Raw genomic sequence first — 24,156 nt, forward strand, 5'->3', positions numbered from 1 at the left:
ACCTACGACATGCTGTTCCCCGGCGAAGGCCGGGGTCCAGTCCGCAGCGTGGAACTGGACCCCGGCCTTCGCCGGGGAACGCTATGACCGTTCCCATGAGTCGCGATCATCGCAATCTGGTATCAGCAACCTACACCACCGGATTCAAACAGGGAATCCCTGGGCAACATTATGCAGCAAAGCCCCTAACAACTGTCCTAGGTTTGGGACGACGGATGCGGCCCTGCTCAGGAACGGCCTTTGTCGATCAGCCTCACATATGCCGCCTGAGCGAAGTGGCCATCTCGCTCAGGCATCCCGTGAATACACCATTTCAAACAGACAAGCCTGTCGAGACGCGCTTCATCCGCTGGGGCCGACCCGGCGAGTTTCAACAGTTTTTGCATGCGCCCCCGTATATGCAGGCGAGCGATCCGAAAGCACGGCTTTCTGATCTACTGTCAGCCAGAACCAAAGCTCTGCTTGGAAAGCGATGGCCAGAATATCTGTTGTCTCCATGCCGCTTTGGCAAACAAAAGATCATTGACACCTTTTTCGCCAGAACTGATCCGTCAGTGTTCTGCCTGCAGCGCCATTGCCATCAGGTCGGTGTCGGATTGCCCCTATGTAAGTCGTTAGCAATCACTTCTGCTGTTGTCTGCATCGGCTGCAGGAACTGATGTACCGCATCGTGCATTTTAATTGCGTTGACGAAAAAGGCCAGCGTTAGCGTGCCAATGACAAGATTATTTTGGTCAATCACAGGAACTGCGAGCGAGGATGTCTTACCCGGATTGCGAGTGAATGTATTGAAAGCCCGTGTCGTATGGCCCTTTGCGCGAACTTCCTGCGCCAGATTGTTATTCTCGAACAAATCAATAATGTGGTTCGTGGTTGCTCCCGGCATTAGCTTAAGCGCGGCGATCAGGTCGTGTCGTTCGTCTTCGGGCAGATAGGACAGATAGGCGATGCCCGCCGCGCACTCCAATATCGGCAGGGCGTAGCCGGGATAATAATTGCTGAAGGTCAGCGTGGTCAGCGAATGGGTGGAATCGCGGATGATCATCGAATGGCCGACATGGCTGGCCAGCGATATCGGCCAGCCGACCTTGCGCGTCAGTTCCACGATATGCGGCCGCGCCGCCTGCACCAAGCGGGCATGGCCTTGAAAGCCATGCGCAAGCGTCTGCACCAGCGCGGTGGGGCGATAATGTTTGCGCGACGGTTCCCGCTCGATCAGCCCTTCGTGCATCAATGTCTGCACGATCCGGCATGCGGTGGGATAGGGCACGTTGGACGTGCGCGCTATTTCCATCATGGAGATGGTGCCGCCGCGGTTGACCGCCTGCAAGACGGCAATGCCCCGGCTCAGGGATCGGATCGGAACGCCTTTTTCCATGACAGGATCATGACATAAGGCTGGCGGCACGCAACTATTTTTTATCCGCCTGACGGATAAATCAGGGAATGGCTGCGGCGTCGACAATCTGGTCGCCGCGCGCGAACCAGTTGCCACTGCGCCCCGCCAGATCGGCCAGCAATCCCTCAAAAGCGTCGATGCGGTAGGGCAGGCCCATGATATAGGGCGTCAGGTGCAGGGGCAGCACCCGTCCGCCGAACCGCGCCGCCTCCGCCGTCAGCCAGTCATGGGCGTCGCCGATCTGCTGCGCATAGCTGTCGACCGAATGCTGCTGCGCCACCAATATCTGGCGATCGGCCAGTTCGTGGTTGAGCGGCAGGTTGATGAGGCTCCCGGCATCCGTATCGAACCGATAGGGGAGTTCGTCATTCACCCAGTCGCACATATAATCGACCCCTGCCTCCACCAGCAGGCGCGGCGTGTTGAACGATTGCGACCGTGCGATCGAATGCCAGCCGCGCGGGCGGACGCCAGCAATCCGTTCCAGCGTATCGAGCGAGCGCAGGATCAGGTCGCGTTCGACGCCTTCGTCCAGGCCGCTGGCGATGGTGCCGTTCATGTCTGTGCTGTGGGCGATGATCTCATGCCCCTCCGCCACAATGTCGGCGACGATGGACGGATAGCGTTCGGCGATGGCGGCGTTGACCGCGACCGACACCTTGACGCCGACCTTGGCAAAGGCGTCGAGCAGACGATAGAAGCCGACGCGCGTACCGTAATCGCGCGCGGTGTAGTGGCGAAAGTCGGGATAGGCGGTCTGCATATGACCTGGTGCGCGGAACGGCGTGTCGCTGGGCGTGATCGGGAACCATTCCAGGCTGACCATCATCCATGTGGCGACGCTCTTGCCGTCCGGCCAGGCGACGGGTGGCCGGTCGAACAGGCTGCTCCACGAATACAAAGCGTGGTCCATGCCCTTGGTGCGCTTCGGGTAGGTCAGATAAGCAGGATCGAGCGCCATCAGCGTGCCTCCCCAATGTAGCGCGCAGCGTCCTGCACGGCGGCGTCATAATCATGGGCCAGGAAATGATCGGCGATATCGCCGCTCCGCGTAATCCACGCGCGGCCGTCTGCCGCGATGTGGCGCAACACCTCTTCGAACGGGCCGATGCGGTGCGGCTGGCCGATCAGATAAGCGTGGAGCGGAATGCACATCACCGTTCCAGACGCCGCGCCCTCGGCCGCCAGCCGATCATATTGACGGATCAGCGTATCGGCATAGTCGCGCGGGCTCATATTATAGACGGAGAAGCCATAATGGTCGTTCACTTCCAGGCTGTAGGGCATGGAGATGAGCTTGCCGTTCGCGACATGCACCGGGCCGGGCTGATCGTCATGATAGAGATCGCAGGTATAGGTCAGCCCATATTCCGCAATCAGGTCCAGCGTGCGCGGCGTGTGGGTTAGGGCAGGGGCCAGCCAGCCCTTGATCGTCTGGCCCGTCGCGTCCCGCACGGTCTTGATCGCATCCTCGATCAGCGCGCGTTCCTGCGCTTCGTCCATGCCGTAGCTGTAGCGGGTATTGTACACGCCATGGCTGAAAAATTCCCAGCCTAGGGCGTTCACCTGGTCGATGATCTCCGGGCAATGCTGGCACATGGCAACCGACAGCGACACCGATCCCCTGAAGCCATAGCGTTCCATGACTTCGGCCAGCCGATAATGGCCGACGCGGTTGCCATAATCGCGATGGGCGTAGCCGACGACGTCGGGATGCGGCTTTGCCCAGCTCTTGCGATGGGGATTGGCGGGCGGGTCCAGTTCATAAAATTCGATATTGGGCGACACCCAGACCGCGACGGATTTGCCGCCCGGCCACTGGATTTTCGCCCGGTCGCGATAGGGCCGGAAGTCGTACAGCCCCGGATCGGCTTGCCCCTCGCGCATCAGCGGGCCTCCAGCCAGTCGATCACCGCCTGCACCGGCTCGACATCGGCATATTTGATCAGCAGGTCGGTCAGGTTGGCGAAATGATAGCTTTCATGCTTGTCGGCGCAGGTTTCGATCGGGACGATCGCACGAAAGCCATAGGACAGCGCATCTACGGCGGTCGCGCGCACGCAGCCCGACGTGCTGCCGCCGGTGACGACGACCGTGTCGACCTTGTGCCAGCGCAGATAGCTGTTGAGCTGCGTCTCAAAGAAGGCCGATGGCATCCGCTTGGTATATTGCAGGTCGTCGGGATCGATCTGACAGCGCGGGTCGAAGGCATGCCGGTCGCTGCCGTAACGGATATTCTGCAGGGAATCCGGCGTGTCGGTGCGCGTGCCCCACACGCCTGCGTCACCCGCATCATCCTTATACCCCACGCGCGACCAAATGACCGGCATCCCGCGGGTCCGGGCCAGGCGAGAGATGGTGTTGGTGTATTCTATCTGGCGCGGATCGGTTTCATAGGCCGTCTTGAACATGTCGATCCGGGTATAGGCCTGCTGAAAATCGACGTTCACGATGGCCAGTTTCTCGCCGAAGCCGAACTTCTTGCGCGCGGGGTTGGCCAGCACATCCTCGAACAACTGGCGTGCGCTCTTGTCCTCGCACAGCATTTTCGTGCCGATGATCGTCATGCAACCTCCTTGTGACGCGCCGCGGGGCTGAACCCCAGCGGCAGACCTGCGTCGGGAATGAAACCGTAAAGCGGCTCGCCGACCAGCGTCTCCGCCAATATTGACCGCACAGCGATCAGCGCGTCGATGTTGATGCCTGTACGCAAACCCATCGCCTCAAGCATGAATACCAGGTCTTCGGTCACGATATTGCCCGAAGCACCGGGCGCGAACGGACAGCCGCCCAGGCCGCCCAGCGAACTGTCGAGCGTCGTCAATCCGCAGTCGAGCGCCGCGAGCGCGTTGGCAAGGCCAAGGCCGCGGGTGTTGTGCAGGTGGATGCCGGTCAGCGCAGCGTCACCCACGGTGCCCCGTATCAATGCGATCATCCGCTTAACCGCCGCCGGATCGGCATAGCCGGTCGTGTCGGACAGCCCGACTTCGTTACAGCCCGCTGCCATCAATCCTTCGGCCAGGCGCGCGATCTGCGAGTCGGGGATGGCCCCTTCCAGCGTGCAGCCGAAGGCGGTCGACAGGCTGCCCTCGAAATGGGGGCGTTCGGCCACCGGCAGCGCGGCGATCATCGCGCCGATTGCGGCGGCTTCCTCCAGCACCTGTACATGGGTGCGGCGCAGGTTGCGCAGCGAATGGGTTTCGGACACGGACAGGGGCAGGGTGATCTTGTGTGCGCCCGCCGCGATCGCCGCCGCCGCGCCGCGCGCATTGGGCACCAGCACCGCTACGGTCAGGCCGGGGATGGTGCGGGCGTGGGCAACGACCTCGGCGGTGTCCGCCAGTTGCGGCAGCAGCTTTGCCGGGACGAAGCTGCCCACCTCGATCTCGCGCACGCCGGCCGCCGCCTCGGCAGTGATCCACGCCTTTTTGGCGTCCAGCGGCATGATCGCGTCGATGCTCTGCAACCCGTCGCGCGGCCCCACTTCGCTGACCAGTATATCGATGTCCGCCATGCTGCCGCCTTCCGACTCTCTTGCACTATTTGTCATATATCTATATCAAATGGAAAGCGCGATCCGGCGCAAGCAAAATATGCAGGATGATCGATGGACGCGAACGCATTGCCCCTTGCCGGACTCAAGGTCGTGGAGTTTACCCACATGGTGATGGGGCCATCGATCGGCGTCATCCTGGGCGATCTGGGCTCCGAAGTGGTCAAGGTGGAGCCGATCGGCGGCGACCAGACCCGCCGATTGCTGGGATCGGGCGCGGGCTATTTCCCGATGTTCAACCGCAACAAGCGCAGCCTCTGCCTCGACCTGAAAAGCGGTGAAGGCGTCAAGATCGCCCGCCAACTGGCCGATGAGGCTGACATATTGATCGAGAATTTCCGCCCCGGCACGCTCGCCAAACTGGGGTTGGCGCCGGACAGTTTCGCCGATAGCAATCCGGGCCTCATCTATTGTTCGGCCAAGGGGTTCTTGGCCGGCCCCTACGAACATCGCACCGCGCTGGACGAAGTCACGCAGATGATGGGCGGCCTTGCCTATATGACAGGCCCGCCCGGACGCCCCCTGCGCGCCGGATCGTCGGTGATCGACATTGCCGGCGGCATGTTCGGCGTGATCGGCATTCTTGCCGCACTCGAACGCCGCCATCGGACCGGCAAAGGCGGCGAGGTGCGCTGTTCGCTTTACGAAACCACCGCCTTCCTGGTCGGCCAGCATATGGCGCAGCAGGCGGTGACCGGCAAGGCGCCGGGGCCGATGCCGGTCCGCATTTCCGCCTGGGCGATTTACGATGTGTTCGATACCGCGACCCCGGACGAGCAATTGTTCGTGGGCGTGGTCAGCGATTCGCAGTGGGTGACGTTCTGCGAGGCGTTCGACCTCGGCGCTTTGGGCGCTGATCCGGCCTATCGCGCCAATAACCAGCGGGTCATGGCCCGCGACGTCATCCTGCCACAGGTCCGGGCGCTGTTCGCGGCGATGGACCGCGCCGTGCTGGTGGAAAAGCTGGAGAGGATCGGGCTTCCCTTCGCCCCGATCATGCGGCCGGACGAATTGTTCGACGATCCGCACCTGAATGCTGGCGGATTGCTCGACGTGACCCTGCCGGACGGCACGGCCACGCGCCTGCCCGGATTGCCGATGGAACTGGACGGCAAACGCTTCGGCCTGCAACGCGACATCCCCGGCATCGGCGCCGATGCGCAGGATGTTCTGGCGGAACTGGGCTATACGCCCGAAGCCATTGCCGCGATGCGGGAAGCCGGGCGGATCGCCTAACCCGCGCCAATCTCGATCCGGTTGGTTTCGTGCAGGTCCAGGCTGATCCTGTAACGGTCGGCCCGATAATGGGCTATCGTCAGCAGCACGGGTTGGTCGCTCGTATCCGTCACTAGCCGCTCGACTCGCAGCAGCGGCGCGCGCGCCTCGATTGCCAGCGCTTGCGCCAGAACCGGGGTCGCGAGCACCGCTTCGATCGTCTGTCGCGCGGCACCGATCGTGACACCTGCATCGCGCAGCAGGCTCAACATCGGCTGGGCGGTCAGATTGTCGCGCGTCGCCAGCCGCCCCAGCGTTTCGGGAATATAGCTGACGATCTCCCCCAGCGGCATGTCGTCCAGCCAGCGGATGCGCACCGCACGGACCAGCGCTGCCCCAGAGGGCAGGCGCATCCGCCCGGCCAGCGCAATATCCGCCGTTTCCGAAGTGATTTCGACCACTTCGACCCGCGTATTGCGCCCGAACGCGACCAGCGATTCGACCGCCTGATCGATATTTGCCTCGATCGGCTTGGCGGACGTCTGAAAGCAGACCCGCGTACCGGTGCGCCTGCGCCGTTCGACAAAGCCTTCCAAGGCGAGTTCATCCAATGCACGCCGTGCGGTGATCCGCGACACGGCGAACCGTTCACCCAGTTCATGCTCGGTCGGCAGGATAGCGCCGAACGGCTGTTGCCCGGACAATATCTCGTCGCGCAATGCCAGATAGATCTGGTGATAGAGGGGAACGGCATTGTGCCGGTCGATCGCCATGCCGTCCTGTCTCCGCTTGCTGTCCGCGTTCCGCTATAGCGCCTCCCACCTTCAGGGGAAGCGTTCCAATTGTTATAATGCTATACCAAATAAAATTTCTGGTTTATGCCCTTTGGCAGGAGGTGCCGCACGATGGGCAAAACATTGTTCGAGAAATTGTGGGACAGCCATGTCATCGCCGATCTGGGCGGCGGCGTCGGCCTGCTGCTGATCGACCGGATATTGCTGCACGAGCGCACCGGCGGGGTTGCGCTCGAAAGCCTGCGCGATGCGGGGCGGGACGTGCTGGCCTCGCGCCAGACCTTCGTGACGATGGACCATATCGTCGATACGCTGCCCGGTCGCACCGACCGCACCATCATGCCGACAGGCACCCAGTTCATCACCGCCACGCGCCGCGCTGCGAACGAAGCGGGACTGACGCTGTTCGACATCGGCGATCCGGGGCAGGGCATCGTCCATGTCATTTCGCCCGAACAGGCGATCGTCCTGCCCGGCGCCACGCTGGTCTGCCCGGACAGCCACACCTGTACCCAGGGCGCGATGGGGGCGCTGGCATGGGGGATCGGATCGACCGAGGCTGAACATGCGCTGGCGACCGCGACCCTGCGCGTGCGCAAGCCGAAGACGATGCGGATTACGGTCAATGGTCGGCTGGGTATCGGCGTGACGCCCAAGGACCTGGCGCTGCATATATTGGCGCGTTTCGGGTCGGCCGGGGCGAATGGGCATATCGTCGAATATGCAGGCGAAGCGGTGCGCGCGCTCGATATCGAGGGACGGTTGACGCTTTGCAATATGGCGACCGAATTGTCCGCCTTTTCCGGCATCATCGCCGCCGACGAAACGACCTTCGATTATCTTCAAGGGCGCGCCTATGCCCCGACGGGTGCGGACTGGGACCGGGCGCTGGCGGCCTGGCGGGATTTGCACTCCGATGACGATGCGACCTTCGATGTCGATCATGTCGTCGACGCCGCCGCCGTCGCGCCGATGGTGACGTGGGGCACCAGCCCCCAGCATAGCGTAGCGCTGGACCAACCCGTCCCGGCGTTCGACGCTGCATCGGGCCGCGACACCCGCGAGGCGCATGATCGCGCGCTCGCTTATATGGACCTGAAGCCGGGCCAGTCGCTCACCGGTCTGCCGATCGACGCGGCCTTCATCGGATCGTGCACCAACGCCCGCCTGTCAGACCTGCGCCGCGCCGCCGCCATCCTTCGCGGGCATCGGGTCGCCCCGCATGTGAAGGCGATCTGCGTTCCCGGCTCTACTTCCGTAAAGGCGCAGGCCGAAGCGGAGGGGCTGGACCGCATCTTCATCGACGCCGGTTTCGAATGGCGGGAAGCGGGCTGTTCCATGTGCTTCTTTGCAGGGGGCGAAAGTTTCGGGCAGCGCCAGCGGGTCGTCACCTCCACCAATCGCAATTTCGAAAGTCGGCAGGGGCCGGAGACGCGCTCCCATCTCGCCTCCCCCGAAACCGTCGCCGCGTCGGCCATCGCCGGCATCCTCACTGACCCGCGCAACAGGGATGCCGCATGACCGTCCAGCCCTTCGACCGCCTGACCGCGACTGCCATGCCGCTGATCCGCGACAATATCGACACCGATGCTATCATCCCGTCGCGTGAAATGACGTCCGTGTCCAAGAAGGGACTGGCGGGCGGCCTGTTTGCTGGATGGCGCTATACCGCCATTGGCGGGCGCGATCCCGATCCGGCCTTTGTGATGAACGACCCCCATTATGCCCACGCGCGCATCTTGCTGGCGGGGCGTAATTTCGGCTGTGGGTCAAGCCGCGAACATGCCGCCTGGGCGCTGGCCGAATATGGCTTCCGCGCGATTCTGGCCCCCAGCTTCAACCCGATCTTTCGCGGCAACTGCATCCGCAATGGCATCGTGCCGGTGGAACTGGATGCCCAAATCATAACGCAGATCGCCGCCGCGAACCCTGTCACGGTCGACCTGATCGCGGGCACCGTGTCGTTGCCCGACGGCAGCGCCTGGCCTTTCGCGCTGGAAGCGGAAGCGCGCGAAATGCTGGTCGAGGGGCTGGACGCCATCGAATTGACGGCCAAGCGGTCGGCAGATATCGCCGCCTTCCGCGCGGCCGATGCCCGGCAACGACCGTGGATTTATCTGTGACGTCCGTTCCGACAGGTGGATAGACGGATTTGACCATAGTGTCGCGGCGCGCAGCCGTGCTTTTCTGCCCGTTGGTTCGACAGGAGTTTTGCCGGTGAGCATGGCCGATACACAGACCGCCTATCCGGCGCGGGCGGAAACGGGCGAGCCATTGTCGCTCAAACTCTATATCGGCTGGAGCATCGGCACGCTCGGCATCACCGCCTTCATGGTCGGCAGCTATTTGCTGCTGCGCTTCATGACCGATTATATGGCGGTGCCGCCTGCCGTGGCCGGACTGATCTTCGCGCTCGCCAAAATCTATGACGGGATTGCCGACCCGATCTTCGGTTCGCTCAGCGACCGCACCCAGTCGCGCTGGGGCCGCCGTCGCCCCTTTCTGCTGGCGGGCGCTTTCGCTTGCGGCCTGACATTCATGCTGGCCTTCAATGCGCCGATCGCCTCCAGCCGGGAAGGCGCGGTGGCCATGCTGGCGGTGCTGCTGATCATGCACGCCACATCCTATGGGATCTTCGCGGTGCCCTATATGGCGATGCCGGCGGAGATGACCGACCGGCCGCATGAACGATCGAAACTCATGTCCTTCCGGGTGGTCAACGGGTCGCTGGGCAATCTGGTCGGCGGCTGGGCCACCGCCTCGCTGATCGCCTTTTTCGGCGGCGGGCTGGCCGGGCATCGGGCCATGGGGATCGTCGTCGGCCTCATCATCTTTGCGGTCCTCATCAGTTGTTTCCTGCTGACCAAGGACGCGCGTCTGCGCGTCGTCGATCCGCGCGGGCACATCCCCTATCGCCAGCAAATGCGCAGCGCGCTGCGCAACCGGCCCTTCGTCATCCTGCAATCGGCCAAGCTGATGCTGCTGAGCGCCGCAGCGCTGCACACCGCGTCCGCCGCCTTCTTCGTCCAGCGCCGGCTGGAAATGTCCGACGCCTGGCTCGGCACCATCTATGCGACGCTGACCGTGGGCACCATCGTTGCCCAGCCCTTCTGGCTGGCGATGGCCAAGCGGTTCGGCAAGCGCAAAACCTACATGTTCGGCGGCCTGTTCACCGCCGCGACCTGGCTGTGCTGGCTGCCGTTCGGGGCGGGAACGCCCGGCTGGATCATCATCGCCATCGGCTTTACCGCAGGGCTGGGCAATGGCGGCATCGTCATGATCAGCCAGTCGATGCTGCCCGACACGATCGAATATCAGTACCGCACGACGGGCCAGCAGATCGAGGGCAGCTTTGCGGGCTTGTACATCATGGTCGAGAAACTGGGCCAGGCGATCGGCGCGTCGATGGTCGGGCTGTTTCTCGGGCTGTTCGGTTATATCGAGGGGAAGGCGGGCGCCCAGATCGTCCAGCCGCCCAGCGCCATCCTGGGCATAACGCTTTGCTATTGCGTCATTTCCACCGGATTTTTGCTGACCAGCATCGCCATCATGCGCTTTTATCCGCTGGATGAACGCACCATGCGCCTGCGCACGAAGGGACACGCCGCATGAATGTAGCCCAGCCATTAACAACGCGCCTGTGCATCGGCTATGGCATCGGCACGATCGGCATATCGATCCTGCTGAACACCATCACCACCTTTTTCCCCACGCTGATGGCAACCGTGCTGGGCCAGTCGACCGCGCTGGCCGGGCTGTTGCTTACGGGATCGAAACTGTACGATATGGCCGCCGACATGGTCATCGGGACGATGAGCGACCGCACCAAAAGCCGTTGGGGACGGCGCAAGCCCTATATGTTTGCGGGTCTGCTGATCTCCGTCATTTCCCTTCTGATGATCTTCATGCCGCCCGCCGTCGTCGGCGCCACGCTGGTCCTCTATATGGCGATGGCGCTGGTCATTTATTCGACCGGCTATTCGCTGTTCGCCATCCCCTATATCGCGATGGCGGGCGAGATGACCGACGATTATCATGAGCGCACCCGGCTCTTTTCCTTTCGCGTGTTCTGCATGAGCATCGGCCAGATCCTGTCGGTCGCCGGTGTCGCCGCACTGATCGACATGGGCGGCGGTGGCCGGTCGGGCTATGCGCTGATGGGGTCGGCGATGGCGGCGCTGGTCGGCCTGTCGATGGCGCTGTGCCTGATCGGCGTGCGCACTGCCCGCGCGGTCGAGCGGGTCAAGCCGCCGATCGACATGCCGCTGCGCCGCCGGGTCGCGCTGCTCACCTCGAACCGTCCCTTGCTGGACCTGATGGGCGCCAAATTCCTGCAATATATCTCGATCGCGGTGTTCAGCGGCGTGAAGGTATTGTTCCTGCTCAACGTGCTGGGCGTGGGCTATGCCGGGGTCATCCACCTGGCGCTGGCGCAGAATATCGCGGGCGCGCTGTCCACCCCGCTTTGGGCGATGGTCGGCAAGCGGATTGGCAAGCGGCCCACATATCTGATTGGCGTCACCATATTGACGCTGACCTATTTGAGCTGGGGCCTGGCCGAAACCGGCATTTCCAATCCCGAAATCTGGCTGCGCGGTGCGCTGGCGGGGATCGGCGGCAATTGCATGGTGCTCATGAGCATATCGATGCTGCCCGACGTCATGGAATATGACCGCATCCGGTCGGGCGGATTGCGGCGCGAGGGCATATTTTCCGGCTTCTACGCCATCGTCGAAAAATTCGGCTATGCGATCGGCCCGGCCATTTCGGGGATCGTGCTGGCGGTGGCGGGCTATGTGCCCACCACCAACGGCGCGCTGATCCAGCAATCCGCGGAGGTGCTGCGCGGCCTGTATATTGCGGCGGCGGGTATTCCGGCCGCTTTGCTGGTGTTCAGCGCCATTCTGATCTGGCGCTATCAGTTGACCGAAGAGACGCTGCGGGCGACGCGGGCGGTTGAGTGATGTTGATCTGCACTGGCCGAAGTTCACACCGTCGTCGGGTGATTTCAGGCCAATCGTATCGTTAAAGTAACGGCAAAGCCACGTATGAGTAACGCTGACGTCACCCCCCCCTGCGCGACAGGGGCGCAGCGGAAGCAGTCGGTAAAACAGGGGCGACGGGGTCTTCCATCCGGCAGGATAGATCAGAAGAAATCCTACATTGGAAGGGTTTTGCGCGGACGTAAGCCCCTCACCCAGCCTTCAAAAGCCGGGGGAAGGCTATCAAGATATCAGTCCACCCGGACGGTTTCGCCCAACATCTTATCATCCAGCCGGTAGAAAAGCATGATGACGAAGCTGACCAACGCCAGGATCGCGGGGATACCGCTGGCCCCGGCATAAAGGGCGGCGATGGTTGCGGGCGACTGGGCGACCAGCGCGCCCTTGGTCGTGGCGACATAACCCGCCAGCGACAGCATCAGGCCCACCAGCCCCGGCCCGATGGCGAAGCTGAGCTTTTCCAGCATGGCGTAGATGCTGGAGAAAACGCCCTCCCGCGCATTGCCGGTGAGGCGCCGGTCATATTCCATGACGTCGGGCAGCATCGATATGCTGATGAGCGTGGTGCCCGCCGCCGCGATCCCCTGAAGCGCGCCACGAATCCAGATTTCGACCATCGACACGCCCGGCGTGGCAAAGATCCAGCTGCCATAGGCTGCACCCAGCATCAGGATAGCGATGAGATACGCCGGTTTCTTGCCGATCCGCCGGGATATGATCGCCCAGACAGGCACGGATGCCGCCTGCACCACATATTGCGCGAAGGTCGCGTTGATCAGGCCGACATAGCCGATGTTGAGGACGTTGAGGAAGAACAGCAATTTGGTCGTCGCGACGGTCGAGATGGCGACATATTGCGTGATCTTCGCCCCCATCAATATGGTGAAGGGGCGGTTGGACAGGAGCGAGCGGATCTGCCCCGCCTTTGGCAGATGGGTGCGCGGAGGGACGTCGCGGCGGCGGGCACCGCCGGTTCCTGCAAAGGTCAGGACCATGGTCGTGAAGATGATCGCCGCCGCCGCCGCGCCCATGGCCGCATAGCCATGCGATCCGCCACCCATATATTCGATGAGGCCCGCCGTGCCCGCCGCGCCGATCAACTGGCCGATCGCCGCGAAGAAGGAGCGGAAGGAGAGCAGCCGGGTGCGTTCATGATAGCCGTCGGTCATTTCGCCGGCCATCGCAATATAGGGCACCGCGAACAGCGAATAGCCGGTCGAGTAGATGACCAGCGCCACGCCCATATAGACGGTCAGCCAGCCGTCGGTCAGCGGCGGCGGCATGAAGATCATCAGGAAGGAGAAGGAGGCGATCACAGCGCCCGCCAGCAGATAGGGCCGCCGCCGTCCCCAGCGCGACTGTGTACGGTCGCTGGCCATCCCGATCAGCAGGTCGGCCAGCACATCGTATAATTTGGAGACGGTGAGCAGCAGGCCCGCGAGCGCCGCCGATTGCCCCAGCACGGTCGTCATCAGCACCGGGAAGAAGGTGGTGATTGTGTTGAGCAGGATGGCCACTCCGATCGACCCCACGCCAAAGCCCAGGCAGACCTTGAGCGGCAGGCGGTCTTCCCCGCCTGGCGCGGGCGCGCCGCCGGCGATGGAAGGGCTGGTTGCAGTCGAAATACTGGCCATCATGCAGTCTCTTGGGTTCGAGGAGGCGGTAGTCTTGCGGTTATGCCGCTGAGGCAAGTGCAGGGCTGGTTTGCGCGCCACGGATCAGGCGACCAGGCAGTTGCCCGGTGCTTTCGCCGTCGCGGAAAGTGACGATGCCCGACAGGATCGTTGCCTTGTAGCCCGCCGCGCGCTGCGCCAGGCGACGGCCGCCCGCAGGTAGATCGAAGGTGGCATGGGGTGCGAACAGGGTCAGATTGTCATAGTCGATGACGTTGAGGTCCGCCTTATACCCCGGCTGGATGACGCCGCGATCGTTCAGCCCCGCGACGGTCGCGGTATCATGGGTCATCGCCTTGATCATCCAGGCCAGGTCGATGCGGCCATGGGTGCGGTCGCGCGTCCAGTAAGTGAGCATGAAGGTGGGCATCGACGCATCGCAGATGCGGCCCAGATGCGCGCCGCCATCGGCCAGGCCCATGATCGTTTCGGGCCGCAGCACCATATCGCGCACGGTGTCCAGGTTGGTGCGGGCGAAGTTGCGGGCGGGATGATAGATGATGCCGTGGCCGTCATCCTCCAGCATCATGTCATAGGCGACCTCTTCGGGCGTGACGCCCAGCCGCTGCGCTATCTGGTCCACCCGGTCTTCCATGGCCGGGGAATAGTTGGGTACGCTGCCCATCTTGAACATCTCGTCGAAGCTGCGCGCTAGTTTGAGCACGCGGGCATCGTCCATCTGCGGGACTTCGCTGAGGATGCGGGCGCGCACATCAGGATCGCGCAGCACGGCGACCTGATCGGCCAGCGGCAGGTCGCGGATCGGCTGGTAGCTGGCGCAACCGGAGAAGGGATGCGACGAACATTCCAGGCCATAGAGCAGCCCGACCGGACGGCCCACGACCTGGCCCAGCATGTCCAACCCGTCCGCGCGGGCGGCGGCGGTGGCGTCGGTGATCTTCATCCAACGATCGGGTTCTTCATTATGCTGGAGCAGCGGGAACATGACCGGGCGGCGCGCGGTGTCGGCGATGCGGCGCAGCAGTTCGAATTCCTCCGACACGCCGTCCACCAGTTCGAAATCGGTGGCGACGCAGAAAACGCCCTGGTCGAGATCGTTCAGCACTTTGGCGATCGCCTGCAATTCATCCTCGCCCGCATGGGTGGACGGGGCGACTTCGCCCGACGCGGTGCGATGCCCGGCGGCGCGCGAACTGGTGAAGCCCAGCGCGCCGGCCTCCATCCCTTCGCGCACGATCGCGGCCATCTGGTCGATATCGTCCGGGGTCGCCATCTCCAGGTTCACGGCCCGGTCGCCCATCACATAGACGCGCACCGGGATGTGGGGCACCTGCACAGCGAAATCGACGTCGATCGTGCGGGTGTCGAGGAAGTCCATGAATTGCGGGAAGGTTTCCCAGCCCCAAGGGATGCCTTCGGCCATGACGATGCCGGGGATATCCTCTATCCCCTCCATCACATCGATCATCACATCATGCTGGTCCGGGCGGCAGGGGGCAAAGCCCACGCCGCAATTGCCCATCAATACCGTCGTCACGCCATGCCCGGACGAGGGCGTCAGATGATTGTCCCAGGTGACCTGGCCGTCGAAATGCGAATGGATATCGACGAAACCCGGCGTGACGAGCAGGCCCGCTGCATCCATCTCTTCCGTGCCGCTGCCCTCCACCGTGCCGACGGCGGCGATCACGCCGTCCTTGATGGCGATGTCGCCAGTGAAGAGGGGTGCGCCGGTGCCGTCGGCAATGGTGCCGCCGCGCAGGACGATGTCATAATGGGCCATGGAAACCTCCAACGATGGATATGCCACCGACCCTAGGACGAATACCGGGCGGTCCGAGTCCTCAGCGCGATTCCTCCATCAGGCGAATAGATTATCGGTTGCGATGCGCGTCATCCGACAGGCGAACATTGCGGGGATGGCGGCTCTGCCCCGGCTGCGTCGATGCTAAGGCTGCGCCCTCTTTTCAGAACGGGATCGTCCATGGCCATCGACACGCGCGCATCGTCCGACTTTGCATTCACCGTCCCCCTGATCGTCATCGGGGCGGGCGGGTGCGGGCTGACGGCGGCGCTGGCGGCGCGGGACGGGGGCGCGGACGTGCTGGTGCTGGAGCGCGACCCCAAGCCGTGGGGGACGACATCCATGTCCACCGGCCTGATCCCGGCCGCCGGCACGCCCGAGCAGCAGGCCGGGGGGATAGACGACAGCGCTGCCCTGTTTGCCACCGACATCCAGAAGAAGGCGGAGGATGGGGCGGAGCCGGGCGTCGTTGCGATGCTGACGCGCGAGTCGGCAGACACGATCGCCTGGCTGAAGGACGCGCATGGCCTGCCGCTGACGTTGGTGGACGGCTTCGTCTATCCCGGCCACAGCGTGCGGCGCATGTACGGGATGCCCAACCGGTCGGGCGCGGAATTGATGGCGGCGCTGGAGGGCGCGGCGGTGACGGCGGGGGTCGACATATTGACCGATGCGACCGTCACCAGCCTGTATGTCGATGGCGATCGGATCACCGGGGTACGGATCGAGCGGCCCGACGGCGCGGTCGAGGATATCGGCTGCGAGGCGCTGATTCTGGCCTGTTGCGGCTTTGCCGGGAATATGGACATGGTGCTGCATTACATCCCCGAACTGGAAGGCGCGGTGTTCAACGGCCATCCGGGCAACAAAGGCGATGCGATCCGCTGGGGCGTGGCGCTGGGCGCGGCGATCGGCGACATTGCGGCCTATCAGGGGCATGGCGGGCTGGCGGTCGGCCATAATGTCACGATCAACTGGCCCGCGATCATCGAGGGCGGGTTTCAGGTGAACGTCAATGGCGATCGCTTTTCCGACGAATCGCTGGGCTATTCGGACCAGGCGGTCAAGATCATCGCCCAGCCCGATCGGGTCGCCTGGACGGTGTTCGATGCGCGATGCCATGGCGTTATGATGCAGTTCGACGATTTCCAGCAGGCGATCGCGGCGGGCGCGGTGTTGCGCGCCGATACGGTGGCGCAGCTGGCGGGGCTGTGCCGTTTGCCGGTCGACGCGCTGGCGGCGAGCTTTGCGGAGGCCGAGGCGTCGCGCGCCAGCGGTGAGGCCGATCGCTTCGGCCGGTCGTTCCTGGCCGATCGTCCTGCGCTTGCCGCGCCCTTTTATGCGGTGAAGGTGGGCGGCGCGCTCTATCATACGCAAGGCGGGCTGGAGATCGACAAGCAGGCGCGGGTGCTGAAGGCCGACGGCACGCCGTTCCCCAACCTGTTTGCAGGCGGCGGGGCGGCGCGGGGCGTGTCCGGCGCGGGCGCTTCGGGCTATATTGCGGGCAATGGGCTGCTGACGGCGACGACGTTGGGCAAGGTCGCCGGGCGGACCGCTGCGGCGCAGGTAGCGGGCTAAGCCGTCCAGCGCAGGAAGGTGGCGAGCGCCCCCGCCTTGCCGGGCATATCGCGACCCACAATGTCGACCCGGCCGTCCTTCAGCGCTGCGGCGAATGCGGTATTGGCGGCGCGCAGGGTCGGCAGTTCATTCTCTGCGCTCAGCAGCATGGCGGGGGCGTGGATCGCGCGCATCCGGTCGGCGGCGCGATAGGCGAAGGCGGCGCGGTAGGCCTTGTGATAGGAGGTCAGGCCCTTGAGCACCTCCACCACCGAGGCATGGAGTTCGGGCGCGGTGGGCACTGCGCGCGACAGCAGCCGATGGTCGGGATCGCGCAGGAAGTGCGGGAAGTGCAGCGCCTGATCGCGCACGAAATGGAAGGCCCAGACGAACTGCGTGCCATAATCGTCGGGGGCCATTTCCGGCGCATAGTCGCGTAGCAGCAGATCGCGCGTCTCGTCAGGATAATCGGCGATGCCGTCGAAGATGAGGCGGCCGATGCGATCGGGATGGGCGGCGGCAACTTCGCACGCGATGCGCGCGCCGGTGTGGGTGCCATAGAGGTCGATCCGGTCGAGGCCCATCGCGTCGAGCAGGCGGATGAGCGCATCGGCATACCAGCCTATGTCCGGCGAGTCGGGGGCGAAGGCGTCGGAATCGCCATTGCCGGGCATGTCCGGTGCGATCAGCGGCGGCGCGCCGGGGGTGGCGGCGAGCGCGGTCATCAGTCCTTCCAGTCCGCGCGACGATCCGGGGGAGGCGTGGAGCAGGACGAGGGGGAGAGCGTTAGCGTTACCCTCCGTTCGGCGAAGATGGACTAGCCCATGCTCGACCCGGATAAAGGCGCGGTCGATTCGGCATTGTCCATCGCTCATGCGTCGCCCTCGCTGGCCGTCGATAGCTGCGCCTGAACGCGGCTTTCGCTTAGTTCGCGCCCGACATCCCGCGGCAGTCGCCAGTACCAGATAAGCGACAGGAGCGACACGACCGCCACCAGCAGGAAGGCAGGCGCGATGATGGCGGGGGACAGGGTGGTGGCGCCGCGCCAGTGCTGCATCAGTTGCAATGCGGCCACCGATAGCGCGATGCCCGGCGCGATGGCGAATTGCTGGCTGATGCTGGCCAGGGTGCTGGCCGATCCCATATCCTTGTGGGGCAGGCCGGCATAGCTGAGCGTCAGGAGGCCCATCAGTTGCACGGCGCGGATCAACCCTTGCAGGAACAGGATGATGACGATGACCGCATAGGGCGTGTCGGCGTCGATCAGGGCGCACACCGCCATCGATAGCGCCATGACCAGGCTGTTGCCGATGAGGAAGGTGCGGAAGCCGAAACGGGCAATCAGCGGCGGCAGGAACCAGCGGCCCAGGATTGCGCCGAATGCGCTGGCGAAGATGAGCGCGCCGCTGGTCGCGGCATTCAGCCCAAGGCCCGGCTGGAACAGCATGGTCAGCAGGAAGGGTGCCGCGCCGACCAGCATCCGCTGGAACAATCCGCCCAGATTGGCAGCCGCCATCACCGGCACGCGCAGGATGCGCAGGTCCAGCAGGGGTTGGGGATGGCGACGGCCGTGCCAGCCATAGCCCAGGGCACAGACGATGCCGCCCACCAGCAGCAGCGCGGGCAGGGCGCTGGCGGGGCCATTGGGGTTGAAGGCGGTGATGCCAGAACTGATTCCGACCAGCGCAGCGGCGATCAGAGCGAGGCCGATCAGGTCGAGCGGACGGGGATCATCACCCGGCGCGTCCTCGACAAAATGGCGCACGGCCAACAGGCCGACGATCGACACCATGATGTTGATGGCGAACAGCCAGCGCCACGACCCGGCCGTCACCACTAGGCCGCCCAGCGTCGGGCCGAGCAAAGGGCCGAGCATGATCGGCAGGCTGAGCATCGCCAGCGCGCTGACATAATCCTGACGCGGGACCGAGCGCAGCACGATGATCCGCCCGACCGGCAGCAACAGCGCGCCCATGCACCCCTGAACGATGCGCGCGGCGATCAGCCAGCCAAAGCCGGGCGCAAGCATGGCGGCGAGCGAGGTGAGGCCAAAGCCGGTGACCGCGATCAGGAAGATGCGCCGGGCGCCGAACCGGTCCGCTGCCCATCCGCACGCCGGTAGCGCAGCGGTGGCGGCGACCAGATAGGCGACCACGACCAGGTTGAGGGACAGGACCGGCACGCCGAAATCGCGCGCCATGGCGGGCAGGGCGACGATGATCGCGCTGCTGTCGAACGCCTGCATGAAGGTCGCCGCGCCGACCACCAATGGCGCGACCATCCGTCCCCGGCCCTGCGCCGGGCTATCGCTGCATTCCGCCATGCCGCGCCCTTATTTGCGCGCCGACGCGACGAACCAGGACCGGAAGGTGCCCATGGATGTGTCGGAAAAGCCGCCTGCGCCACGGAGGGGCGTGGAGGTCGCCGCCTGATAACCGACCGCTATGTCGCTGAACCCCGCTTGCGCCAGCAAGGCACGATAATCGGCGCTGATCGCGGCTTTCCAGTTCGGTTCGTTGTTGTAGTCGGCCTCTATCTCGCCGCGGATTTTGCCCCACAGGTCCAGTTCGTCATAGCGATTGGGCACTTCGAGATGGACGACCACCCCGCCGGGTTTGAGCAAGCGGTAGCATTGCGCCATGATGTTGGCGATCGCCGCTGGCGAGGTTTCGTGCAGCAGGACGCTGGAGAAGACAAGATCGAAGCTGGCGTCGGGGAAGGGCGGGTTTTCGGCGTCACCCTGATGCAGGTGGACGGTTGCGCCCAGATGGCGGGCGCGGGCCAGCGCATAGCGCAGCATCGCCGCGCCGACGTCGATCCCGTGAACCTGTGCATCGGGGAAGGCGGAGGCGACGGGGATCAGGCTGGTGCCGACGCCGCAGCCCAGTTCCAATATCTCGCGCGGATCAAGGTCGGGATATTGGGCGAAGATATGCGCGACGATGGTATGGCCGCGCACATCGTTCATCAGACCGCCATTGCGCCCCAGCATATAGACCGCGCCGCCGCGATCCATCACCGCGCCCTGCAACAGCGCGCCATCGTCATGGGCATAGCCGCCGGGCATCAGATGCACGTCGCCGCTGTCGAGATAGGCGGGCTGGACGAAATTGGGATCGAGGGTCAGCGAGCCATGTTCGGGCGCGGCGGCGGCCAGCGCTTCGAGGCTATCGGCCTGTCGCGCGACGCTTTCGCTCACACCGGCCCAGAGCATTTCCTGCGATGTGCGGCGCAGGCTGGCCCAAGCGCGGAAGCCTTCATCCGCATGCAGCCGGTCATAGACGGTTTCGACCCGCGCATTGCTGCTGGCGCCCGGATCGAGCCGTTCGGCGCGGGCGCGGTGGCCGGGTTCGACGCTTTCGGTCAGGAACATTTTGAAATCGCGGACGAACAACTGGGCGGCCGCTTCGTCGTGGGTGGTCGCAGGCAACATAGGATGGCTCATCATGCGTCTCCCTGCGCATCGGCGTCGCTGCGCAGCGGGCCGAAGATATGGGCGATCAGGCGGCGGCGAATCGCGTCGCGATCGCTGCTCTGCGCGGCGTCGGGCGTGAATGTCTCGATCGCGGCGCGATCCACGATGTTCGCGCGCTCCAGCAGGCGTTCCACGCTGTCGAGCCGTTCGCGCGTCACCGCCAGTTCCGATGCGAGCGCGGCGATCATCGCCAGCATCCGGTCTTCAGCAGGGGACTGGCCTGGCACGGGGATGCGGCGCTTGGCGCGCGTGGGCATGGTGGGGCGAGGGGCGGGCTGGGTCATGGTCGCTGGATTGCCATGCCAGCGACCCTTGCGACAATCCGCATGTCGTGCATAAAGTCATACGCATAATGTATGAGTGAGGGTATGGACACCAGGAAGCTGGAGCAATTCGTCGCGGTGGCGCAGGAGGGGGGCTTTGGCCGCGCTGCGCGGCGGCTGGGCGTCAGCCAGCCTGCGCTGACGCGCGGTATCGCGTTGCTGGAAGCGGAATTGGGGACGCGGCTGTTCGACCGGGGACCGCGCGGCGCGGTGATCAGCGCGGCGGGGGACAAATTGCTGCCCCATGCGCTGTCGATCATCAACGAAGCCAGCCGGGCGATGGCGGAACTGGACCCCGGCCATCTGGCGACGCAGGGGCAGATGCGGATTGGCGTGTCGCCCAATTTTCTGGATGCCGCAATGCCGCGCGCTTTGGCGCTGATCGCGGCGCGCGCGCCGAATATCAATGTACAGGTGAGCACGGGGACGCGCGAAGTGCTGACCGCCGGATTGATGGCGCGGGAACTGGACGCAGCGCTGTGCCTGATCCCCGACTTTCTGCGCGCGGGGCAGCGGGAGACGGCGGAGTTGAGTTTCGATCCGCTGGGGACGATCCTGCTGGAACCCTATGTGCGGGCGCGCCATGCGCTGGCCGGGCGGCCCGTCACGGTGCAGGATGTCGCGGGCGAGCGGTGGGCGATCCCGTTCGAACTGTCGCTCTCCTACCGTTTTGCCAGCCTGTTCTTTCGGCTGGGGCTGACCGCTCCGCAACAGGCGCTCAACAGCGCGCATCTGCCGCTGATCCGGCAGGCGACGATGCAGGGGGATATGATTGCGATATTGCCGAGGACGCAGGCCATGGGGGATGTCGCGGCAGGGCGGCTGGTGGCGCTGGACCTGCCGGACATGCGGTTCGACTATCTGGCGGGGCTGATGCTGCGCCGGGCCGTCGTGGTGGAGACACCGCTGTTGCGGATCGTCACTGATGCCCTGCGCAGCGTGGCGGTGGATTCAGCCTAAGCGCGGGATGAGCAGTTCCCCGACCGCCTGCGCATCGGCCAGATTGTCGAAGCCGCGCAGCAGCACATCGTCCACGCCGATCGATTCATAGGCGGCCAATGTTTCGACCAACTGGTCGGGGCCGCCGACCAGCGCCATGGCGTGTGACGTGCCGCCGGTCGCTTCGATGACGCCGCCCCACAGGCAGGGATCGGCGGTCGAGCGGGCGGCCATGGCTTCGGCGACGCGGCGGGCGGCGCTTTCGTCCGAACCGCTGCCCAGCCCCTTTTTGGACGGACCGCCTTGCGCCTTGATCGTGGCGACGATGGACCCCGCGCGTGCCCATGCGGCCGCATCGTCGGGCGCGATGACGACGCGGATCGACATCAGGAAGCGGGGTGACCGGCCAAAGGGGGCAGCGGCGGCGCGGACCTGTGCGATCAGGGCGGCGCTGCGTTCGATCGTTGTCCCGGCAAAGGCGTACACATCGGCACATTCCCCGCCATATTGCACGCCAAGGCCCGACGATCCGCCCCAGAAGATCGGGATCGTGCCATTGACCGGGCGGATCATCGTGCGCGCGCCTTCGACCCGATAGGCGTCGCCTGCATGGTCGAATGGCTCTGTCGCGGTCCAGCTTTGGCGGAGCAGCGCCACATATTCGCGGCTGCGGGCGTAGCGTTCGTCCTTGGTTAGGAAATCGCCGTCGCCGCGTGTTTCGGCGTCGTTGGTCGCGGTTATGATATGCACGCCGCAGCGGCCGCCGCTCAACTGGTCGATGGTCGCCAGCATTCGCGCGGCCATGGTCGGCGCGACGAAGCCGGGGCGATGGGCGATCATCAGTTTCAGCCGATCGGTCCATTGCATGACCGATGCCGCTACGGTCATGCTGTCGGGCGAACTGGCGCTTTGCGCGATCAGGACTCGCTCATAGCCGAGCGCGTCATAGCATTCGGCCAGCGTCCTGATGAAGGCCGGGTCGAAGCTGCCGGTCGCGCGCGTGATTTCGCTTTCGTCGACATAGGGTAGGAGGCCGAAGACCTTCATCGGCTGATCTCCGCCCAGATTTCAGGTTCGACATGCCGTTCGGGGTGGCCCGCATGGCGGCTGGCTGGACGGGTCAGGCCCAGATGGTCGCGCAGGGTGGTGCCTTCATACTCGGTGCGGAACAGGCCGCGCGCCTGAAGGATCGGAACGACTCCGTCGACGAAGCGCGCCAGCATGTCGGGCAGTACCGGCGCGGCGATGACGAAGCCGTCGGCAGCGGAGGCGGCGAACCAGTCGGTCAGCATGTCGGCGACCTGCTGCGGCGTGCCGCTCGCGGTCTTGCTGGTCCGACCGGCGGCGATGTGGCGGGCGATCTGGAGGATGGAGAGATTTTCGCGCGCGGCATGATCGATAATCCGCTTCTGCGACCCTTGCGAGGCATTGTTGGCCGGGACAGGGGGCAGCGGACCGTCCGGGTCGAAGCCGGACAGGTCCATGCCGCCCAGCTGCATCTGCAACAGCGCGATCGCCAGATCGGCGGGGATCAGGGCTTCCAGTTCGCGGGTGATCGCTTCGGCTTCCTCCGCAGTGTCGGCGATGACCGGCTGGATAGCGGTCAGGATTTTCAGGCTGCTGCGCGCGCGGCCGGTGGCGGCGACCCGTTCCTTGAGGTCGGTGTAGAAGGCCTGCGCGCTTTCCAGCGCCGGGTGGGAAGTGAAGACCGCCTCGGCCGTCTGCGCGGCCAGATCCAGTCCGGCGTCGGACGAGCCGGCCTGCACGATGACCGGGTGTCCCTGCGGCGGGCGGCCCATGGTGAGCGGGCCGGCGACGCTGAAATGGGTGCCCTGATGCGCGATGCCATGGACCTTGGCGGGATCGAAATAGCGGCCACCGTCCTGGTCGGCCAAGATGGCGTCATCGTCCCAGCTGTCCCATAGCTGCTTGGCGACGTCGACGAATTCGGCGGCGCGGGCATAGCGTTCGCCATGGCCATAATGACCCTCACGCCCGAAATTATGCGCTTCATTCTCGGTCGTGGAGGTGACGACGTTCCAGCCCGCGCGCCCTTCGCTGATATGATCCAATGTGGCGAGCCGCCGCGCGGCCGAATAGGGTTCGTTATAGCTGGTGGACAGGGTGGCGATCAGGCCCAGGTGCGAGGTTGCCATGGCGACCGCGCTCAGCACCGTCACCGGGTCCATGCGGATGGCGTCGACGCAGGCATAGGCGTCGCGCCCGGCGATTGGCCGGAACCCTTGCGCATCGGCCAGGAACATCGCATCGAACTTTCCGCGTTCGGCGATCTGGGCGATGGCGCGATAATGGCCTATGGAATGAAGGCGGCTGTCACCGGCCAGGGGATGGCGCCATCCGGCGCAATGGGCGCCGCTGCCCATGGGCATGGCGAAAAGGCTCATCCGGTCGGTTTTGGTTCGCATGATAGGGCACGCTCCATCTGGCCCGACATCTGCG

The 24,156-nt window shown here is 64.6% G+C and carries 22 protein-coding genes; 7 read left to right on the forward strand and 15 right to left on the reverse strand.

What is annotated here, in order from left to right; translation table 11 throughout:
* Positions 1-342: 342 nt before the first annotated feature.
* From HHL08_RS19165 to HHL08_RS19190, 6 genes are all read right to left on the reverse strand, one after another.
* Entirely contained in the window at positions 343-498 is a 156-nt protein-coding gene (locus HHL08_RS19165; protein WP_169574627.1) for a hypothetical protein, read from the reverse strand.
* Between the two features lie 82 nt (positions 499-580).
* Entirely contained in the window at positions 581-1,465 is an 885-nt protein-coding gene (locus tag HHL08_RS19170) for a helix-turn-helix domain-containing protein (protein WP_235955159.1), read from the reverse strand.
* Positions 1,440-2,360: a polysaccharide deacetylase family protein gene (locus tag HHL08_RS19175; protein WP_169574628.1), complete on the reverse strand. Its 921-nt coding sequence runs from the start codon at positions 2,358-2,360 to the stop codon at positions 1,440-1,442. Before HHL08_RS19175 ends, HHL08_RS19170 begins: the two co-directional genes overlap by 26 nt.
* Entirely contained in the window at positions 2,360-3,286 is a 927-nt protein-coding gene (locus tag HHL08_RS19180; protein ID WP_169574629.1) for a polysaccharide deacetylase family protein, read from the reverse strand. The genes HHL08_RS19175 and HHL08_RS19180 overlap by 1 nt, the downstream gene beginning before the upstream one ends.
* Positions 3,286-3,966: an isochorismatase family protein gene (locus HHL08_RS19185; RefSeq protein WP_169574630.1), complete on the reverse strand. Its 681-nt coding sequence runs from the start codon at positions 3,964-3,966 to the stop codon at positions 3,286-3,288. Before HHL08_RS19185 ends, HHL08_RS19180 begins: the two co-directional genes overlap by 1 nt.
* Positions 3,963-4,913, reverse strand: coding sequence for a hydroxymethylglutaryl-CoA lyase (locus HHL08_RS19190; RefSeq protein WP_169574631.1), 951 nt, complete (start codon positions 4,911-4,913; stop codon positions 3,963-3,965). The genes HHL08_RS19185 and HHL08_RS19190 overlap by 4 nt, the downstream gene beginning before the upstream one ends.
* 93 nt (positions 4,914-5,006) lie before the next feature.
* Here HHL08_RS19190 and HHL08_RS19195 point away from each other — a divergent pair, with 93 nt between their 5' ends.
* Positions 5,007-6,188, forward strand: coding sequence for a CaiB/BaiF CoA transferase family protein (locus tag HHL08_RS19195; protein WP_169574632.1), 1,182 nt, complete (start codon positions 5,007-5,009; stop codon positions 6,186-6,188).
* Here HHL08_RS19195 and HHL08_RS19200 read toward each other — a convergent pair.
* Entirely contained in the window at positions 6,185-6,940 is a 756-nt protein-coding gene (locus tag HHL08_RS19200) for a GntR family transcriptional regulator (protein ID WP_169574633.1), read from the reverse strand. The genes HHL08_RS19195 and HHL08_RS19200 overlap by 4 nt on opposite strands.
* A 132-nt stretch (positions 6,941-7,072) precedes the next feature.
* On the opposite strand from HHL08_RS19200, the gene HHL08_RS19205 reads away from it, so the two are divergent.
* From HHL08_RS19205 to HHL08_RS19220, 4 genes are all read left to right on the forward strand, one after another.
* Positions 7,073-8,482, forward strand: a complete 1,410-nt coding sequence (locus HHL08_RS19205; RefSeq protein ID WP_169574634.1) for a 3-isopropylmalate dehydratase large subunit — start codon at positions 7,073-7,075, stop codon at positions 8,480-8,482.
* Positions 8,479-9,084, forward strand: a complete 606-nt coding sequence (leuD, locus tag HHL08_RS19210; protein WP_169574635.1) for a 3-isopropylmalate dehydratase small subunit — start codon at positions 8,479-8,481, stop codon at positions 9,082-9,084. The genes HHL08_RS19205 and leuD overlap by 4 nt, the downstream gene beginning before the upstream one ends.
* A 100-nt stretch (positions 9,085-9,184) precedes the next feature.
* Positions 9,185-10,573 carry an MFS transporter gene (locus HHL08_RS19215; protein WP_169574636.1) on the forward strand — a complete coding sequence of 463 codons (1,389 nt, stop codon included), beginning with the start codon at positions 9,185-9,187 and terminating at the stop codon, positions 10,571-10,573.
* Positions 10,570-11,925 carry an MFS transporter gene (locus tag HHL08_RS19220; RefSeq protein ID WP_169574637.1) on the forward strand — a complete coding sequence of 452 codons (1,356 nt, stop codon included), beginning with the start codon at positions 10,570-10,572 and terminating at the stop codon, positions 11,923-11,925. Before HHL08_RS19215 ends, HHL08_RS19220 begins: the two co-directional genes overlap by 4 nt.
* A 269-nt stretch (positions 11,926-12,194) precedes the next feature.
* Here HHL08_RS19220 and HHL08_RS19225 read toward each other — a convergent pair whose 3' ends face one another.
* Together HHL08_RS19225 and HHL08_RS19230 are read right to left on the reverse strand one after the other, a co-directional pair.
* Positions 12,195-13,601 carry an MFS transporter gene (locus HHL08_RS19225; RefSeq protein WP_169574638.1) on the reverse strand — a complete coding sequence of 469 codons (1,407 nt, stop codon included), beginning with the start codon at positions 13,599-13,601 and terminating at the stop codon, positions 12,195-12,197.
* 37 nt (positions 13,602-13,638) lie between these two features.
* The gene (locus HHL08_RS19230; protein WP_169574639.1) at positions 13,639-15,381 is read right to left on the reverse strand and encodes an N-acyl-D-amino-acid deacylase family protein; all 1,743 of its coding nucleotides are present in this window, start codon (positions 15,379-15,381) and stop codon (positions 13,639-13,641) included.
* Positions 15,382-15,582: 201 nt separating this feature from the next.
* Here HHL08_RS19230 and HHL08_RS19235 point away from each other — a divergent pair, with 201 nt between their 5' ends.
* Entirely contained in the window at positions 15,583-16,980 is a 1,398-nt protein-coding gene (locus HHL08_RS19235; protein ID WP_169574640.1) for an FAD-dependent oxidoreductase, read from the forward strand.
* Here HHL08_RS19235 and HHL08_RS19240 read toward each other — a convergent pair.
* Genes HHL08_RS19240 through HHL08_RS19255 form a run of 4 tightly spaced genes read right to left on the reverse strand, consistent with a single transcriptional unit; the run spans position 16,977 to position 20,718 of the window.
* Positions 16,977-17,834, reverse strand: a complete 858-nt coding sequence (locus HHL08_RS19240) for an alpha/beta fold hydrolase (protein WP_169574641.1) — start codon at positions 17,832-17,834, stop codon at positions 16,977-16,979. The genes HHL08_RS19235 and HHL08_RS19240 overlap by 4 nt on opposite strands.
* Positions 17,831-19,282: an MFS transporter gene (locus HHL08_RS19245; protein WP_169574642.1), complete on the reverse strand. Its 1,452-nt coding sequence runs from the start codon at positions 19,280-19,282 to the stop codon at positions 17,831-17,833. The genes HHL08_RS19240 and HHL08_RS19245 overlap by 4 nt, the downstream gene beginning before the upstream one ends.
* Before the next feature lie 9 nt (positions 19,283-19,291).
* The gene (locus tag HHL08_RS19250; protein WP_169574643.1) at positions 19,292-20,407 is read right to left on the reverse strand and encodes a class I SAM-dependent methyltransferase; all 1,116 of its coding nucleotides are present in this window, start codon (positions 20,405-20,407) and stop codon (positions 19,292-19,294) included.
* Positions 20,404-20,718: a hypothetical protein gene (locus tag HHL08_RS19255; protein WP_169574644.1), complete on the reverse strand. Its 315-nt coding sequence runs from the start codon at positions 20,716-20,718 to the stop codon at positions 20,404-20,406. Before HHL08_RS19255 ends, HHL08_RS19250 begins: the two co-directional genes overlap by 4 nt.
* Before the next feature lie 72 nt (positions 20,719-20,790).
* On the opposite strand from HHL08_RS19255, the gene HHL08_RS19260 reads away from it, so the two are divergent.
* The gene (locus tag HHL08_RS19260; protein WP_169574645.1) at positions 20,791-21,717 is read left to right on the forward strand and encodes a LysR family transcriptional regulator; all 927 of its coding nucleotides are present in this window, start codon (positions 20,791-20,793) and stop codon (positions 21,715-21,717) included.
* Here the strand turns inward: HHL08_RS19260 and HHL08_RS19265 are convergent.
* Positions 21,709-22,743 (reverse strand): LLM class flavin-dependent oxidoreductase, encoded by a 1,035-nt coding sequence (locus HHL08_RS19265; protein ID WP_169574646.1) that lies wholly within the window; start codon positions 22,741-22,743, stop codon positions 21,709-21,711. The two genes, HHL08_RS19260 and HHL08_RS19265, sit on opposite strands and share 9 nt — an antisense overlap.
* Entirely contained in the window at positions 22,740-24,122 is a 1,383-nt protein-coding gene (locus tag HHL08_RS19270) for an LLM class flavin-dependent oxidoreductase (protein ID WP_169574647.1), read from the reverse strand. The genes HHL08_RS19265 and HHL08_RS19270 overlap by 4 nt, the downstream gene beginning before the upstream one ends.
* Positions 24,123-24,156: the final 34 nt, after the last annotated feature.

This window comes from Sphingobium psychrophilum (genome assembly GCF_012927105.1).
GTDB classification, from domain to species: domain Bacteria; phylum Pseudomonadota; class Alphaproteobacteria; order Sphingomonadales; family Sphingomonadaceae; genus Sphingobium; species Sphingobium psychrophilum.